Origin of the sequence: Carnobacterium sp. CS13 (assembly GCF_016653495.1) — a bacterium.
Taxonomy (GTDB): Bacteria; Bacillota; Bacilli; order Lactobacillales; family Carnobacteriaceae; genus Carnobacterium_A; species Carnobacterium_A antarcticum.
Genome location: NZ_CP067364.1, coordinates 364,967 through 379,962, shown reverse-complemented (window position 1 = coordinate 379,962; position 14,996 = coordinate 364,967). Strand labels below are relative to the sequence as shown.

General features: G+C 39.6%; 15 protein-coding genes. 3 read left to right on the top strand and 12 right to left on the bottom strand.

Annotated elements, in window-relative coordinates; translation table 11 throughout:
- Window positions 1-143: 143 nt before the first annotated feature.
- The 5 genes from JHE06_RS01830 to tsaB form a co-directional block, all read right to left on the bottom strand.
- Window positions 144-851: a DNA alkylation repair protein gene (locus JHE06_RS01830; RefSeq protein WP_201089208.1), complete on the bottom strand. Its 708-nt coding sequence runs from the start codon at window positions 849-851 to the stop codon at window positions 144-146.
- Window positions 852-1,081: 230 nt separating this feature from the next.
- The gene (gene tsaD / locus JHE06_RS01825) at window positions 1,082-2,122 is read right to left on the bottom strand and encodes a tRNA (adenosine(37)-N6)-threonylcarbamoyltransferase complex transferase subunit TsaD (RefSeq protein ID WP_201089206.1); all 1,041 of its coding nucleotides are present in this window, start codon (window positions 2,120-2,122) and stop codon (window positions 1,082-1,084) included.
- A gap of 27 nt (window positions 2,123-2,149) precedes the next feature.
- Window positions 2,150-2,641, bottom strand: coding sequence for a ribosomal protein S18-alanine N-acetyltransferase (gene rimI / locus JHE06_RS01820; protein ID WP_058919869.1), 492 nt, complete (start codon window positions 2,639-2,641; stop codon window positions 2,150-2,152).
- Window positions 2,628-3,236 (bottom strand): ribosomal protein S18-alanine N-acetyltransferase, encoded by a 609-nt coding sequence (gene rimI, locus JHE06_RS01815; RefSeq protein ID WP_058919868.1) that lies wholly within the window; start codon window positions 3,234-3,236, stop codon window positions 2,628-2,630. Before rimI (JHE06_RS01815) ends, rimI (JHE06_RS01820) begins: the two co-directional genes overlap by 14 nt.
- The gene (gene tsaB, locus JHE06_RS01810; protein WP_201089204.1) at window positions 3,220-3,942 is read right to left on the bottom strand and encodes a tRNA (adenosine(37)-N6)-threonylcarbamoyltransferase complex dimerization subunit type 1 TsaB; all 723 of its coding nucleotides are present in this window, start codon (window positions 3,940-3,942) and stop codon (window positions 3,220-3,222) included. The genes rimI (JHE06_RS01815) and tsaB overlap by 17 nt, the downstream gene beginning before the upstream one ends.
- Before the next feature lie 776 nt (window positions 3,943-4,718).
- Here tsaB and JHE06_RS01805 point away from each other — a divergent pair.
- Together JHE06_RS01805 and JHE06_RS01800 are read left to right on the top strand one after the other, a co-directional pair.
- Entirely contained in the window at window positions 4,719-4,940 is a 222-nt protein-coding gene (locus JHE06_RS01805) for a CsbD family protein (RefSeq protein ID WP_201089202.1), read from the top strand.
- Between the two features lie 77 nt (window positions 4,941-5,017).
- On the top strand, window positions 5,018-5,776 hold the full coding sequence (locus tag JHE06_RS01800) for an NAD-dependent epimerase/dehydratase family protein (protein WP_201089200.1): 759 nt from the start codon (window positions 5,018-5,020) through the stop codon (window positions 5,774-5,776).
- Between the two features lie 62 nt (window positions 5,777-5,838).
- On the opposite strand, the gene JHE06_RS01795 is transcribed toward JHE06_RS01800, so the two are convergent.
- The 6 genes from JHE06_RS01795 to JHE06_RS01770 all read right to left on the bottom strand — a co-directional run bounded on the left by JHE06_RS01795 (window position 5,839) and on the right by JHE06_RS01770 (window position 12,772).
- Complete coding sequence (locus tag JHE06_RS01795) at window positions 5,839-6,774, bottom strand: RluA family pseudouridine synthase (RefSeq protein WP_201089198.1); 936 nt, start codon at window positions 6,772-6,774, stop codon at window positions 5,839-5,841.
- A gap of 202 nt (window positions 6,775-6,976) precedes the next feature.
- Complete coding sequence (locus tag JHE06_RS01790) at window positions 6,977-7,969, bottom strand: LacI family DNA-binding transcriptional regulator (RefSeq protein WP_201089196.1); 993 nt, start codon at window positions 7,967-7,969, stop codon at window positions 6,977-6,979.
- A gap of 33 nt (window positions 7,970-8,002) precedes the next feature.
- On the bottom strand, window positions 8,003-9,061 hold the full coding sequence (locus JHE06_RS01785; protein ID WP_201089194.1) for an aldose epimerase family protein: 1,059 nt from the start codon (window positions 9,059-9,061) through the stop codon (window positions 8,003-8,005).
- A gap of 21 nt (window positions 9,062-9,082) precedes the next feature.
- Complete coding sequence (gene galT / locus JHE06_RS01780) at window positions 9,083-10,579, bottom strand: UDP-glucose--hexose-1-phosphate uridylyltransferase (RefSeq protein WP_058919862.1); 1,497 nt, start codon at window positions 10,577-10,579, stop codon at window positions 9,083-9,085.
- A gap of 20 nt (window positions 10,580-10,599) precedes the next feature.
- Window positions 10,600-11,595 (bottom strand): UDP-glucose 4-epimerase GalE, encoded by a 996-nt coding sequence (gene galE, locus JHE06_RS01775; RefSeq protein WP_058919861.1) that lies wholly within the window; start codon window positions 11,593-11,595, stop codon window positions 10,600-10,602.
- A 4-nt stretch (window positions 11,596-11,599) separates the two neighbouring features.
- Window positions 11,600-12,772 (bottom strand): galactokinase, encoded by a 1,173-nt coding sequence (locus tag JHE06_RS01770; protein WP_201089904.1) that lies wholly within the window; start codon window positions 12,770-12,772, stop codon window positions 11,600-11,602.
- Between the two features lie 285 nt (window positions 12,773-13,057).
- On the opposite strand from JHE06_RS01770, the gene pfkA reads away from it, so the two are divergent.
- The gene (gene pfkA, locus JHE06_RS01765) at window positions 13,058-14,026 is read left to right on the top strand and encodes a 6-phosphofructokinase (RefSeq protein WP_058919859.1); all 969 of its coding nucleotides are present in this window, start codon (window positions 13,058-13,060) and stop codon (window positions 14,024-14,026) included.
- A 71-nt stretch (window positions 14,027-14,097) separates the two neighbouring features.
- Here the strand turns inward: pfkA and JHE06_RS01760 are convergent, their stop codons facing one another.
- Complete coding sequence (locus tag JHE06_RS01760; RefSeq protein ID WP_201089192.1) at window positions 14,098-14,826, bottom strand: DUF975 family protein; 729 nt, start codon at window positions 14,824-14,826, stop codon at window positions 14,098-14,100.
- Between the last annotated feature and the right edge of the window lie 170 nt (window positions 14,827-14,996).

Below are 14,996 nucleotides of genomic sequence, written 5' to 3'. Positions count from 1 at the left end.
CTTTTTTCTACAAACAACTGAGGTTAAATAATTCTTTGTCAATCGTATTCATAGTTCTTAAGGGAATGAAGTTTCCGAAAAAATTTCTCTCACTTATCCGCTTCGTCTAATCACTAACTTCAACTTCTCATACGAAGCTAATGTTAACACCTTACATATTTGCGTTTGAAACCTAACTTTCCTTTATCCATCTCTTTTTGAATACTTTCATAAGCGTTTAGAAAACTGTTTTGTTTCTTTTCCCGCTTGACTTCTACGATGCCTACTTCTGCTGCAGTCTCACTAGCCTTTTCGTTTAGTGGTGAAAATGATACTCCCACAGTGTATAGAAAATTATTCATAGCAGCTTTCGTCCGCTCTGGCGAATCATGAATCGTATTTTTCACGATATCAAGCATATTAGACATCTTACTTTCAGAAAATTCATTGTCTGGACGGTTTCCTAAAAGCCAACAGTAACAACTCCAGCCTGCTGACATTTTCAGCGCTTGACCGCTTGCAATCCATTTATCGGCAATATCTTGTGCATGGTCTGACTCAGATAATGTTACGGCCACCACGTAATCGGACAGCATATAAAAATAGGCTGCATCAATCCAGCGCTCAAAGTCCGACTCTGTCATGGCTTTTGGATCGGCAATAATACCTGCAAAGTACATGGCATCATAATTCCCTGTAGCATAAAGCTCTTCAGCTAACGGTTGGTTTATTTTTATTTTCTTTGCGATGGGTTTCATAGCGCCTGTAGCCGTACCAAAAAGCGGCTCGTGGGCTCCATTAGATAGGTACATTTTCTTCATTCTTTCCTTGCCCAAAGCTTCAAGCTCCTGCATAACTGTTTCAAAATCCATTTTTTTGTACTTCCTTCCTGAATCTTAATACCTGTTGAATTGTAAGAAACTTATTGATACTCTTTTCTAAACTTCTATACTTTTCAATTTTACCATAGTTTTATACTGCTATTTTGCTTTCTGAATTGGTTGAATTGCAGACACTGCTGTTAAAAAATGTATTAGATAAAGCCAAAAAAGATTAAGTCCAATTGAACTTAATCTTTTTTGCTTCAATATTATTTTAATCATCAAGACAATGTGACTTCATAACTATCAAAGGTTAAACCTGGTTGTGCATTCAAATCATAATCTGCAAATTGTTGTTGGTTGTATTCTATATAGGCTGCAGCGCCAATCATGGCGGCATTGTCTCCACACAGTGCCAAAGGCGGGATCAAGAACTCCACTTCCGGCAACTCTTGAGCCATCGCTTTTGATAATCCGTTTCGTAAGCCTTGATTTGCAGCGACACCGCCAGCTAAGACTAGCTGCTTAACTCCCAATTCCTTAGCGGCCCGGATTGTTTTTGTTACGAGCACTTCCACAACACTTGCTTGAAAACTAGCCGCTAAATTATCAGCATCTAGTTCCTCGCCTTTTTGTTTAGCATTGTGGACTAAGTTGATAAAAGAACTTTTTAACCCACTAAAACTAAAATCATAATTATCATCTTTCAACATTGCTCGCGGGAAATGATACGTATCTTTGCCGATTTGTGCCATCTCATCAATGCGTTTGCCGCCCGGATAAGGCAGTCCTAAGACCCGGCCAATTTTATCATAGGCTTCTCCGGCTGCATCGTCTCGAGTCTCGCCGATGATTTCAAATTTTCCATCTTCTTCCATATACACTAATTCAGTATGTCCTCCGCTGACCACTAAAGCCAATAACGGGAAAACCAGCGGCTGGATCAATCGATTGGCATAAATGTGTCCTGCCATATGATTAACGGCAATTAAAGGCAAGTTATGAGCATACGCAATCGCTTTAGCTGCATTAACGCCGATCAGTAATGCTCCCACTAATCCAGGACCATTTGTTACGGCAACTGCCGATAATTCTTGGTAAGCAACTGAGGCTTCTTCCAATGCTTCTTCAATGCATTGCGTAATCTGTTCAACGTGATGCCGGCTTGCAATTTCTGGGACTACTCCGCCGAAACGCATATGGCTCTTGATTTGTGAAGCGACTATATTCGACAACAAGCGATGCCCATTTTCGACTACTGCCACACTAGTTTCATCACAACTTGTTTCAATTGCTAAAATTAAATTTCGTTTGGTTTCCATGCTTTCACTCTCTTCTACCTGACATTTTTAGTCGCCGTTCACTAACTTGCTATAGCGCATCACTTGCGCATCTTCTACGGGATTCCTGTAATAAGCTTTGCGTACAGCTACTTTTTCAAAGTCTAATTTTTGATAAACGGCAATGGCTGCTTTATTGCTGGAACGTACTTCTAAAAAAAGTTGTTCCATTCCATTTTCGCTTAAATGATTTAAACAGGCACCTAAAAATTGGCTGCCGATTCCTTGGTTTTTATAGGCATGATCCACCCCAAAATTCGTAATCTCTGCTTCGCCTAAAAAATGGTGGTAACCAATAAAGCCTATCGCTTTTTGATGTTTGATTGCAAAACCATACCCAACAAACGGAGCTTCTAAATCTGTCGAGAAGTTTTCTGCTGTCCAAGGCGAACCATTAGAGTAACTAGCTTCAGCCAGTTGATGAATTTGTTCACTAGACAATAGCACTTCTTCTGGGAAAACAAACTGAATTTCCCGAGATTCAGTTTTAATGCGGTTCATAACTATCCCTCTTTCTTAACAATAAACTCATTTCTAAAGCATCTTCATGATCTCCAGCATAATACTCTTTTTTTACTTTTCCGTCTTTGAAGCCTAATTTTCGATATAAGTGCTGAGCCGCAACATTTGAAACTCGTACTTCTAAACTGACTTTCACCATGTCTTCTTTTTGTGCCAATTGCATCATTTCTTTCATTAAACGCAGTGCAATTCCCTTGTTTCGTTCAGCAGGTACTACTGCAATATTGGTGATATGAGCTTCTTCTTCAACAAACCAAGCGCCAATAAAGGCTAGCGGGCGTTCTTGGTCTCTTACAATCAAATACAGCGCACGTGTATTGTGATTGATTTCATGCTCCAATGCCTTTTTATTCCAAGGAGCACTTCCGTTGTAGCTGAGTTCTTGGATACGGACAATATCTGGAATATCTTCATCTGTTGCTACGAACCATTGAAAAGCTTGGTCGTCTTCCAACCGCATCACAGCCGTTGATAGATGAACTCGGTTTGCTAATGTCGTCGGCCAAGATTGTCCTTCTGCTTTATTCAGTGCTGCTCGGTTCATCGCGAACCACTCTCTAAATTTTTTCAACATACGTTTCCTCCAGCTGATCTGGATGCTCTTTACGCCAATTTTCCTCCGCTTCTGCCAGCTTTAAATAATCTGGGACTAAGGTATGGGCATCTTCCGGCACTTTCGTTATCCCTAATAATCCTAAAACACCGGCTTTGGGCAAATGATCTTTCAAAGGCGCTTCAGTTATCCGTCCAGATAAATGTTGTTCAAAAATCTCTTGGTGTAATAAACGATCTTCACCAATCAATTCAAATGTTCCAGGTAAACCACTTAAAAAAACAGCCCATTTCTCCGCTGAAATATGAGTATCTGCTTCAATTTGGACTAATTCCCCTTTTTGCCATTGATACAAACCTGTATAAATATTGCCGCGTCGAGCGTCAAATAACGGCACTAAATAGTTCGGCGACTCTTCACAGTTGCCTGCTAATACAGCTAAGCTAGAAACGCCGACTATTTCCTTATCTAATGTCCAAGCTAGTGTTTTTGCGATCGTCACTCCAATTCGCAAGCCTGTATATGATCCAGGACCTTTTGCAACAACGATTCGGTCCAATGCAGACGGTTCCCAATTAACTTCTTTCATTAACGTATGAATCGCTGGCATTAATCGTTGGCTGTGATTACCTTTCACGTTTGTCGTTACTTCTCCGATAATTTTTTGATCTTCCAAAACTGCGACACTCATCACTTGATTGGATGCATCGATTGCTAATAATTTCATTGTAAAACGCCTCAGTTCTAAATAAATTCCTATTGTTTCGTTTATCTTTATATTTTAGCACATAATAGACGAAAGATTAAGCAGACGAACCACTTGTACCGTTCATGACTATAAATCAAAAGAACAATTCATTTGATCAATGGTTGCCAGCTAATTTTTAAAATAGTCGTCGTGATAGAGAAACCCTTCTTTCATATGCCATTTTAACAGGCTTCCTTTTATGATCTAACTATAAGGGGTTGCCAGCTAATCAGTGTGACTCGTGCAGTAGAGGTGTGCTTTTCACGATCCGAGACAAACTTCTCTCGGTTCAGGGCTTATTTGTCCCGTTTCCTTAGATTCGGAGTGAATGGTTAGAGCTAGAGCCTGTCTAGCTCGTAAAAGGTACGAGAAACGGCCATCTATTTGTAATTTGATGAGCCCTATCTCATCACTGTGCTCAAAAATGAGTTTATATGATGTAGTAGGTTGTTGGTTGTTTGGAAAATGTTCGGATCCGAACATTTTGCTATAAGAAAAACCAACCGAAAAATCAGCAAACGCTCTAAGTGTCAGGGATAAGAAGAGGTTTTGCCTTTTTTATGCCTTTCCCGAGAATATCTTGACACTAAGGTGAAAGGGTTATCGTTTGATTTTTTAAAATAAACACGTTAGACTTTAGTTGTAAGAGAGGTTCACACTTTTGTCACAAGTTGTTTTTGAACTCTTTACCAGCACAACTTGTACAGCAGTGAGAATTGTTTTTTAAATAATATACTTATTAGGAGGAAAACAACATGGCAGACAAAGATAACAGTATGAAAGACAAATTAAAAGGTATGAAAGACAAAGCGGTCGGTTCAGCTAAAGACGCTTATGGTGACGCTACCGATAACGTAGGCAAACAAGCTGAAGGGAAAGCTCAAAAAGCTAAAGGCGAAGTAGAGAAAAAAGTCGGCGAAACAAAAGACGATATGAAAGATCGCGCGGATGAACGTGCTGATCGCAACAATAACTAATTTAACTTTTAAAAGGCACTGCAGTTGTGGTGCCTTTTTTCTCTTTTTTTATTTTATTGACAAGGAGGAATCATTGAATGGCACGAATTTTAATTACAGGTGCAACCGGAACGATTGGACAAGTCATTACGAAACATTTAAAAAACAATCATGAATTAACGTTAGTTGATATTCATTTTTCTGATATCGATCCGGAACTTCTAGCTGGAACTGTAATAAAAGATTTGGATTTATCCATTGAAAAAAATTGGGTTGGATTATTAGACGGCATTGAATATGTCTTGCACTTGGCCGGCGATCCTAGCCCAGATGCTGAATTCTACGACACGTTATTAGATTTGAACTATAAAATCCCTTATAATCTGTTCCATCAAGCTACTCAAGAGAGCGTTAATGTAAAACGCATCATTTTTGCTTCTTCCATTCATGCAGTCGATGCTTATCCGCAAAATGTCCAAGTGCACACCAATCAACCGGTTCGCCCTGCTGACTTATATGGCGTCTCTAAAGCTTATGCAGAAGCTTTAGCTAGTTACTATGCTTATACAACGAATCAGGAAATCATCGGCATTCGAATCGGCGACTTTAAAAAAGAAGGCGAACTTGATCCAAGTTCCGGTCCTGAAGGGATGGCTACTTTTTTATCGGCTAGAGACTTTTGCCATTTGATCGATTGCACATTATCCGCTGAACTCCAAGAGCCGTTTTTATTGGTCAACGGGATTTCTAACAATACTTTTCCTCGGTTGGATATCGATCAAGCACGCGTTGCTTTGGGTTATCAACCGCAAGATGATGCTTTTCAACTCAATAAGATTTGGGATCAGCAAAATTAACTGAATAATAAAACAGCCAAGTTCTCCCATTATTTGGGAAAGCTTGGCTGTTGTTCTTTCTGTTATTTAGAATTTTGTAAAAATACTTTTGGTACTTTAGCTTGAAAACGGACAACTTCTCCTGTTCTAGGGTGTACTAAAGCTAAAGTGGACGCATGCAGACCCAGACGTTTTAGAGGATTGATTCTTGATCCGTATTTTTTATCGCCTACAACTGGATGGCCCATCTCTTCCATGTGGACACGAATTTGATTTTTACGGCCCGTTTCCAATTGAATTTCTAATAGCGAAAACTGTTCGTTTGATCGGATTTTTTTGTAATGAGTGACCGCATGTTTCCCGCCATTATCAACTGGGCTTGAAAAGACACGCATGGCTTTATTTTCCGTTAACCAAGAACTGATGGTTCCTTCTTCATTGCGAACTACGCCTTCAACTAAAGCCGTATAAATTCTTTCTTTCACAACATCGCTCCATTTTTCTTGCAGCGCTATTTTTACGGCTTCGCTTTTCGCAAACAACATCACGCCTGACGTATCTCTGTCCAAACGGTGAACGATATAAATGCGGTTTTTTTGATTGTCTTCTTTAACATAAGTCGTTAATTGTCGATAAGCTGTCAAATCATTTTCATTTTTAGAAGCCATAGACAACATGCCGGCTTCTTTGTTGATCACAATAATGTCTTCATCTTCATGTAAAATGCTGACCCCAACTAATGCATTCTCTTTGATGGCGACTTTATTAGCGACGATGCCGACTGTTTGTCCAGGCAGTAATGAATAATTATGCTGTGTGATAACCTTTCCATCTACTATCACTTGACCGCGGCTTAAAACGGATTTTATTGAATTTCGGCTGTTTTTCACTTTTTCTTGCAGCAAAAATGCTAGTAACTCAGTCGGCTCTTTCACTACATAATTAGTTGTTTTAGCATTGCTCACTTGTTTCGTTGCTTCTTTTCGTTTTCTTGCTGGCTGTCTGGAATTCTTTTTCATAAAAAAACCTCACTCTCATTTCTAATCATACCAAATAGTTGTTTTTAGACCTAGAAAAGCCTTCAAGCTACTCCTCTGACCGTTATCCTACACTTGCAGTATAACGGAAAAACCCAAAAATAAATAACCCGAAAACTAAAATTGCTTCTAAAACAGCAATTTTAGCTATCAGGTCAACTCTTCTTTCTATTTTAACCGTTTTCTATGTGGTACTTTCACGTAAAATCAAATCTGTGGATAACGTTATTTTTTTCGCTACTCTCCGATTTGATTCAAGCTGATCCATTAATAGATCAAAACCGGCTTCTCCCATCATTTCCGTATAAACTTTAACGGTACTCAATGTTGGGTAAACATACTTAGCCACACTGATATCATTGAAGCCAATCACTTCAACTTGTTCTGGAACAGATATCCCCGCTTCTTGCAACGCTCGTAAAGCACCGATAGCTAAAGCATCATTGGCCATAAAAAAAGCTGGTGGCAAATCATCGCCTAACTCTTCCATTGCTTGCTTCATTAAGTGATAACCTGATGTCACATTGAAAGAACCGATAAACCGATGCTTTTCTTGATACAAGCTCAAACGACGAAGATAGTTTCCCACTAGAATAGATCGCTTATCCACAGGCGTGCTGGATCGATCTCCGTAATTTTCCTGTCCTCCGATAAAGCCGATTCGCTGATGGCCTTTTTTTGTTAAATAATCCATTACGGAATGAACGGCCTGCTCAAAATCAACGACCACCGAATCCAGCTTACGGTCCAATAAATCGAAATCCACAAAGCAAATGCTACTTGTCCACCCTGTTAACCGTTCAATTTGAGAATCACTGAATTTCCCAATCGCTACAATGCCTTCAATATCTGCAGTTGTGTCAATATCTGTATCTTGAAAAAAACGAATGACTTCATACCCTTCTTCTTCCGCGCGTTTCTCAACACCCAGCCGGATGGATAAATAATATAAATCATCCAGTTCTTCTTTTTCAGTATACCACTGCACGATTGCCAGCTTGCCCTTTTTTTTAGCTCTCTTTTTCTGGTATTTGGTATAGTCCAAAGCTTCAGCTGCTTCAAAAATACGCTTCTTTGTATCGTCGCCTACCGATAACGTTTCATCATAATTCAACACTCGCGAAACCGTTGCACTTGAAACACCGGCTTTTTCAGCGATGTCTTTAATCGTTGCCATGCTTTTCCTACTTTCTTTTCAGTCTATTTTTTATCAAATTAAATCAAAGTGGTAAACCGTTTCTGACTGAAAAGTTTCACCCGGGTTCAAAATACTATTGCCGAAATTTTTGTGGTTGATCGCATCTGGTAAGGTCTGTGTCTCTAATGCCACTCCTGAATAAGCTAATACAGGCTGACTGTCGATGTCATAAGCCCCATCCGCCCAATTGTTTAGATACACAACGACGGCTTCACGATCGGTCGTAAACCGCACACGTCGACCGCTGACCGGATCGCTGATTTGACCGTCTGCTTGGTGTTGGTTCAATGAATGGTTCAGCACAAAAGGATGATCGTATCCTCGATTTAACTGCAACTGTGGATGATCGCTATCTACACCCGTTTTTAATGGTTTTGATTGTCTAAAATCAAAATCCGTGTCGGTTACATCCGCTAATTCGCCAGTTGGAATAGAGTCTTCTCGCAAAGGAGCATAACAATCGCTGTTCAGTTGAAGTTCATGCTCTAAAACACCTTTCGTATGATCACCTGTCAAATTAAAGTAAACATGATTCGTCGGATTAAATAAGGTTGTCTCATCTGTAGTGGCTGTATAATGGATTTTCCACTCGTTTTGTTCCGTTAATGTATAAACCACTTGCACCGTCAAATTACCTGGATAGCCATTTTCACCGTCCGGGCTTACATAAGTAAACGTCAACGTGCCTTCATCGGCATCTGCTGCTGCTTTTGTTTCGACTGTCCAAAATCGTGATTCAAAAGCTGGGTTTCCACCATGATGGTGGTTTTCACCTTCATTGACCATCACCTGAACCGTTTTATCTTTTAACTTAAATTTCCCGCCCGCGATCCGACCAGCAACACGGCCAATCGTTGCACCGTAAAATGGACGGTGTTCAACATATTTATCTACTGAATCAAAGCCCAATACGATGTTTTTATTTTTTCCGAACTTATCCGGCATCAGGATAGCCGTCACAGCAGCTCCATAATTCATCGCCGATAATTGCATCCCTTTGGTATTTACCAAAGTATACTCGTAAACTGGTTCGCCATCCACTTTTCCAAAAGGACGTTTGCTTACTTTCATTTAAATGCTCCTCCTATTCTCCTACTGTAACGTTTTGATAAATCGTTTAAAGGCCGTTTGTCCTGCCAGCGTTTGTTTGTAAACTCCCGCATCTTCCAATACACGTAAGAAAACTTCTCCTACAGCTTCTTCTACAATGTGGTGAACAGTTGCTGCAGTCGGCTGTTTTTCTGCTTTCAACACATTTGCCCATTCTTTATGAGAGTCCGCTAGGTCATTAGGTTTATCCAATAAATACTGTTCAACTTCTTGCAGCTCTGTTTTTAATCGCGGCGGCAAAATTGCTAGACCCATAACTTCGATCAAGCCGATATTTTCTTTCTTGATGTGCTGTACATCAGGATGCGGATGGAAAATACCATCCGGAAATTCTTCTGACGTCCGGTTATTTCGTAAAACCAGATCCAATTCAAAATCAGTTCCTTTGCGACGTGCGATGGGCGTGATCGTATTATGCGGCACTTCACCCGTATAAGCTAAAATAGCCGCTTCTTTATCAGAATATCCGCGCCACTGCTCTAGAATAAAGGCAGCCGCTTCAATCATCGCTTCTTTATCGGCGCTCTTCAGCCGGATTACGGACATCGGCCAGTTAACAACTCCTGCTTCAATCATTGGAAAAGCATCTAACGGAAATGAAAAGTTTACCTCCGCTTCAGCCATTGCAAAAGTATGGCGACCTCCTTGATAATGATCATGCGATAAAATTGATCCCCCAACAATCGGCAAATCGGCATTAGACCCTACGAAGTAATGAGGAAACTGTTCAACGATCCCCAGCAGTTTACTGAAAGTAGCTTTTTCCACTTTCATGGGTTTATGAACTTCCGATAAAAAAATACAATGCTCATTGTAATAAGCGTATGGCGAGTACTGTAAACCCCAGCATTCCTTATTCACCAACATTCGGACAATGCGATGGTTGCTTCTGGCCGGGTGATTAACGCGTCCGGCATAGCCTTCATTTTCCATACACAGCAAACAGATTGGATAACCGGAACTCCCCGCATGCTTCTCCAATGCTATTTGTTTGGGATCTTTTTCTGGTTTAGACAGATTGATCGTTATCTCCAGTTTGCCGAACTCACAAGGAAAATAAAATTGGATATTTTTCGCAATGCTGCGTGTTTTAATGTAATCATTTGACTGACTTAATTGATAAAAATAATCCGTCGCCGCTTGCGGTCCGAAAACGTAACGCTCCCAAAACTGGCGATTTACTTCAGAGGTCAGCGGGGTGATCAAACTCATGATCTCTGCGCCTAGTATCTCATGCGCAGCTTGGATATCTTCAATGACTTTTTCCTGCACTGCATATTCGATAAGCTGATCCAAGACGGCTAACCGTTCCGGCAGCGGATCAGACGCTGCTAAGTTTTGTTGAAAATCTTCTTTTTTCAATAAGCGCAACAATTCATTTGTTTTTAGAATTTTATCCAGTGGATCGATCTCTTGCTGGAAAACCCCTAATTCAATAAAATCAGTAATAAGTTGATTGATAGTCTTTTGCTTACCCATAAAAGTAAAAAGCCCCTTTTTTATTTTTTGGATTGGTAACCTTCTGGATGCAGCTCATGCCAGCGCCAAGCAGAAGCGATAATGTCTCTCACATCCGTTTGTTTTGGATTCCACCCTAAAACAGTTTTAGCTTTTTCACTTGAAGCGATCAAGGTACTTGGGTCGCCCATTCGGCGTGCTTCAATTTTAGCCGGAATTTCTTTTCCCGTCACTTGTCGTGCGGTTTGTAAAATTTCTTTGACTGAAAAACCTACACTGCTGCCTAGGTTAAAAATAGAACTCGGGTTGCCTGCTTTCAAATACTCTAAAGCTAGAATATGTGCTTCGATCAAATCGACCACATGAATATAGTCGCGAATACATGTGCCATCTGGCGTATCGTAGTCTTCGCCAAAAATAGCTACTTGTTCACGTTGTCCTAAAGCCGTTTCTAAAATGATGGGAACCAAATGAGTTTCTGGCGAATGGTCTTCCCCGATACTGCCATCCCATTTTGCTCCAGCCACATTGAAATACCGTAGGGCAACAAATTGCATATCATAAGCTTTACTGCACCATTTCAACATCTTTTCCATCATCAATTTCGATTCGCCATAAGGACTTTCTGGATTGGTTTCAGCTGTTTCTTTAATAGGAATGGCTTTCGGTTCGCCGTAAGTAGCAGCCGATGAAGAAAAAACGATCGGCTTAACGCCAAATTGCTGCATTACCTCTAAAGTCACTTGTGTACCATAGACATTGTTATTGAAATACTGCAACGGTTCTTGCATAGATTCGCCGACCAGCGAATTGGCAGCAAAATGCAGCACTCCTTCAACCGTTTCTTTCTCGAAAACACTGCTCAAAAAAACTTTGTCGCGAATATCGCCTTGATAAAAGCGTGCTTGCGCTGGAATGGCTTCTTGATGACCCGTTTGCAGGTTATCGACCACCGCTACCTCATACCCGCGTTCAATCAATTGGTCAACGGCATGCGACCCAATATATCCTGCCCCGCCTAGTACTACTACTGTCATAATGTTACGCCTCCTCTAGCATTTTTGCGCCGTCGCTGATACTGGCAATATAAAATTCAGCTGGATAACCGATTTCAGCTTCATACACTTTCCCAACCTTTTCAATAAAGGTCTCAATTTGATCGTCAGCAACCAATGCAATCGCACATCCGCCAAATCCTGCACCGGTCATGCGTGCCCCGATCACACCAGGTTGATCCCAAGCCGCCTGTACTAACGTATCCAATTCTATACCCGTTACTTCATAATCATCCCGCAAAGAAATATGCGAAGCGTTCATCAATAATCCGAATTCTTTTAAATTCCCAGCTTTCAATGCTTGTGCTGCTTTTAATGTCCGTTGGTTTTCACTTACAGCATGACGCGCTCGTTTTTTGATCATTTGATTTGACAATTGATCTTGATACGTTTCAAAGGTCGCTTCATCCAAAGCACCCAATGATGGAATAGAAACAAATTTTTGTAGCTCTTCCAATGCTTGTTCACATTCGCTATGACGTGTATTGTAGCCTGATTCTGCTAATTCTCGACGTTTTTTCGTATTCATAATGACAATTTTGTTGTCGCCTAATTCGACAGGAACCATTTCATATTCAAGCGTATTGCAATCCAATAAGATAGCTTTATCTTTTTCGCCCATTCCTACTGCAAATTGGTCCATAATACCAGAACTGACACCGATAAATTTATTTTCTACTTTCTTCCCGATTTTTATCAAATCCAAACGAGTTACATTTAGGTTAAACAACTCTTCCAGCATAACACCTGTCAGCATCTCAAGCGAAGCAGAGGAAGACAATCCGGCACCATTAGGAATATTTCCGTAAATCACAACATCCATTCCCGTATCAATCTCATACCCTGCTTCTTTCAAGTACTTAATGACGCCTTTAGGATAGTTTGTCCATTTATCTTCCTTACGATACTCTAAATCCGTTACATCAAATGAGATAATGCCTAACTCAGGAAAATTTTCAGAATACAAATTGATTGTCGTATCTTCTCTTTTAGCAGCCAAGCCAAAAGTCCCAAGTGTGATCGCACACGGAAAAACATTCCCGCCATTATAATCTGTGTGTTCACCGATTAAATTAATCCGACCCGGAGCAAAAAACGCTTTCATTTCTTTGTCGCCAAAAAACTCTTGAAATTTTTGTTTTAATTCTGTCAATTCCATCATCATTCTCCTTTGATTCGTAGTGTTACTCTTATTCTATTTCTTCCAGTAAAAAAGGTCAAGTAAAGTTTAGTAAATATTTTAAAAAATCTCAACTATAAGGAATAGTCCTAATTAGTATATTCCATTAGAGTTAAATGTTAAAATGAAAAAATAAGCATCATTATCTGAAACCCAATTCTAACTTTCAGATAAGGTTCTAGACTTGACCGCTTAGACTATCTATAATAGATAAGGGTTGTTGTAGATAGTAATGAGATCAAATACATTTATGAGGTGAAAAACATGAAACGTATTGCTGTTTTAACAAGTGGAGGAGACGCTCCTGGTATGAACGCAGCTGTTAGAGCTGTTGTTCGTAAAGGGGTTTACGAAGGCATCGAAGTTTTTGGAATCAACTACGGATTTGCTGGACTAGTGGCTGGAGACATCCGAAAATTAACCGTTTCTGATGTTGGTGAAAAGATTTACAAAGGAGGAACGTTCCTGTATTCTGCTCGTTATCCCGAATTTGCATCTGAAGAAGGACAATTAAAAGGTATTGAGCAGCTGAAAAAATTCGGTATTGAAGGTTTAGTGGTTATTGGTGGAGATGGTTCTTATAAAGGAGCCCTTGCTTTAACAAAGCACGGTTATCCGACCATTGGCATACCTGCTACGATTGATAATGATATTGCTGGAACTGATTTCTGTATTGGTTTTGATACAGCTATCAACACTGTTTTAGAATCTATTGATAAAATCAGAGATACAGCTACCAGCCACATCCGGACGCTGGTTATCGAAGTTATGGGCAGAGATGCTGGCGATATTGCGCTTTGGTCAGGCATTGCTGGCGGAGCGGAACAAATCATTATTCCTGAAAAAGAATTTGATATGGAAGAAATTGCAAACACGATTCGCATCGGAAGAGAACGCGATAAAAAACATAGTATTATCGTTGTTGCTGAGGGCGTAATGAAAGCAGATAAATTTGCTGCTGAACTTAGCAAATATGGAGACTTCCAAACACGTTTCACTGTATTAGGACATGTTCAACGAGGCGGTTCTCCTACAGCCCGCGACCGTGTGCTTGCAAGTGTTTTCGGAGCAAAAGCTGTTGAGTTGCTGATGGCCGGTAAAGGCGGTCTAAGCTTAGGAAACGTAGAAAATAAATACGTAGAAAATGACCTTCTTGACACTCTAAAGAATAAAAAGCATATAACCGATCCTCTTAATTTATATAAATTAAGCCAAGAAATTTCTCAAGGATAAAAGCTCCTCTCTGTTCTGAACAAAAAAAGTTCCCATCATTTAGACTGATGGGAACTTTTTTATGTTTCTTTTTAGATTATTTCTACTTGTTCGGTTCTATAATAATTTGCAGATAAGTCATCATAAAAGGCGGCCATAGTAGCATTCATATAAGGATTTAACCATAAGAATCCAATTCCGAAAGTCAAGATGCTAAGCAGTCCCCAACCAATGAAACTTAGTTGTAATTTAAAATATTCCCACTTGTGTCCATCCATCATTCTTCTGCTTTCAGTAATGCAATCTAATGCAGATGGTTTTTCATTTTCAGAATGATTTGTACGGTCTTTATAAATAAAATAAGCTTGGGAATAAGCTAATGATTTAATAATTCCTGGAACAATAAATAACAGTGTCCAAAAAAAGGTGAATATTGAAATGATAATATAAATTAATACGGATCTTAGAAAATACTTTTTAGTAAAAACTTGAAAAGCATTCTTAAATGGATGGATAGTCAATTCTGGATTTCTAAACCAATCTAAAAATGTATAAGAAATCCCGACAGTTATCAATGTAGAAATAATGCCACCAGCAGTTCCAGCGTTATCAGAAAAACTCGTTTCATAATTCGGCATATAATCAGCTGCGACATCCATAGGTTGATTCATTATTCCAACTATAACAATTGCACCTATTACGCCAATTGTTAACATCAATAATGTTGGTACTAAATTTAGTAAAATCGCGTCTTTCCATCTCCCACGAAAGAGATCTTTAACATCTTGTTTCAATTCAATTCTTCTTTTATAATTTTCCAATCCAATCGTTCCTTCCATTGTGCTTGTTTTTGCAGATAAGCCATTGTCTAAACTTAATCATACCAAAACTGCTCTTTATATATCAAACGTTAGTGATTTAATTCTGTAGTTTTCTTTAATTCTTCCTACATTATCATTTTTTAACGGATAATATCGTTTCGGCTTTCATA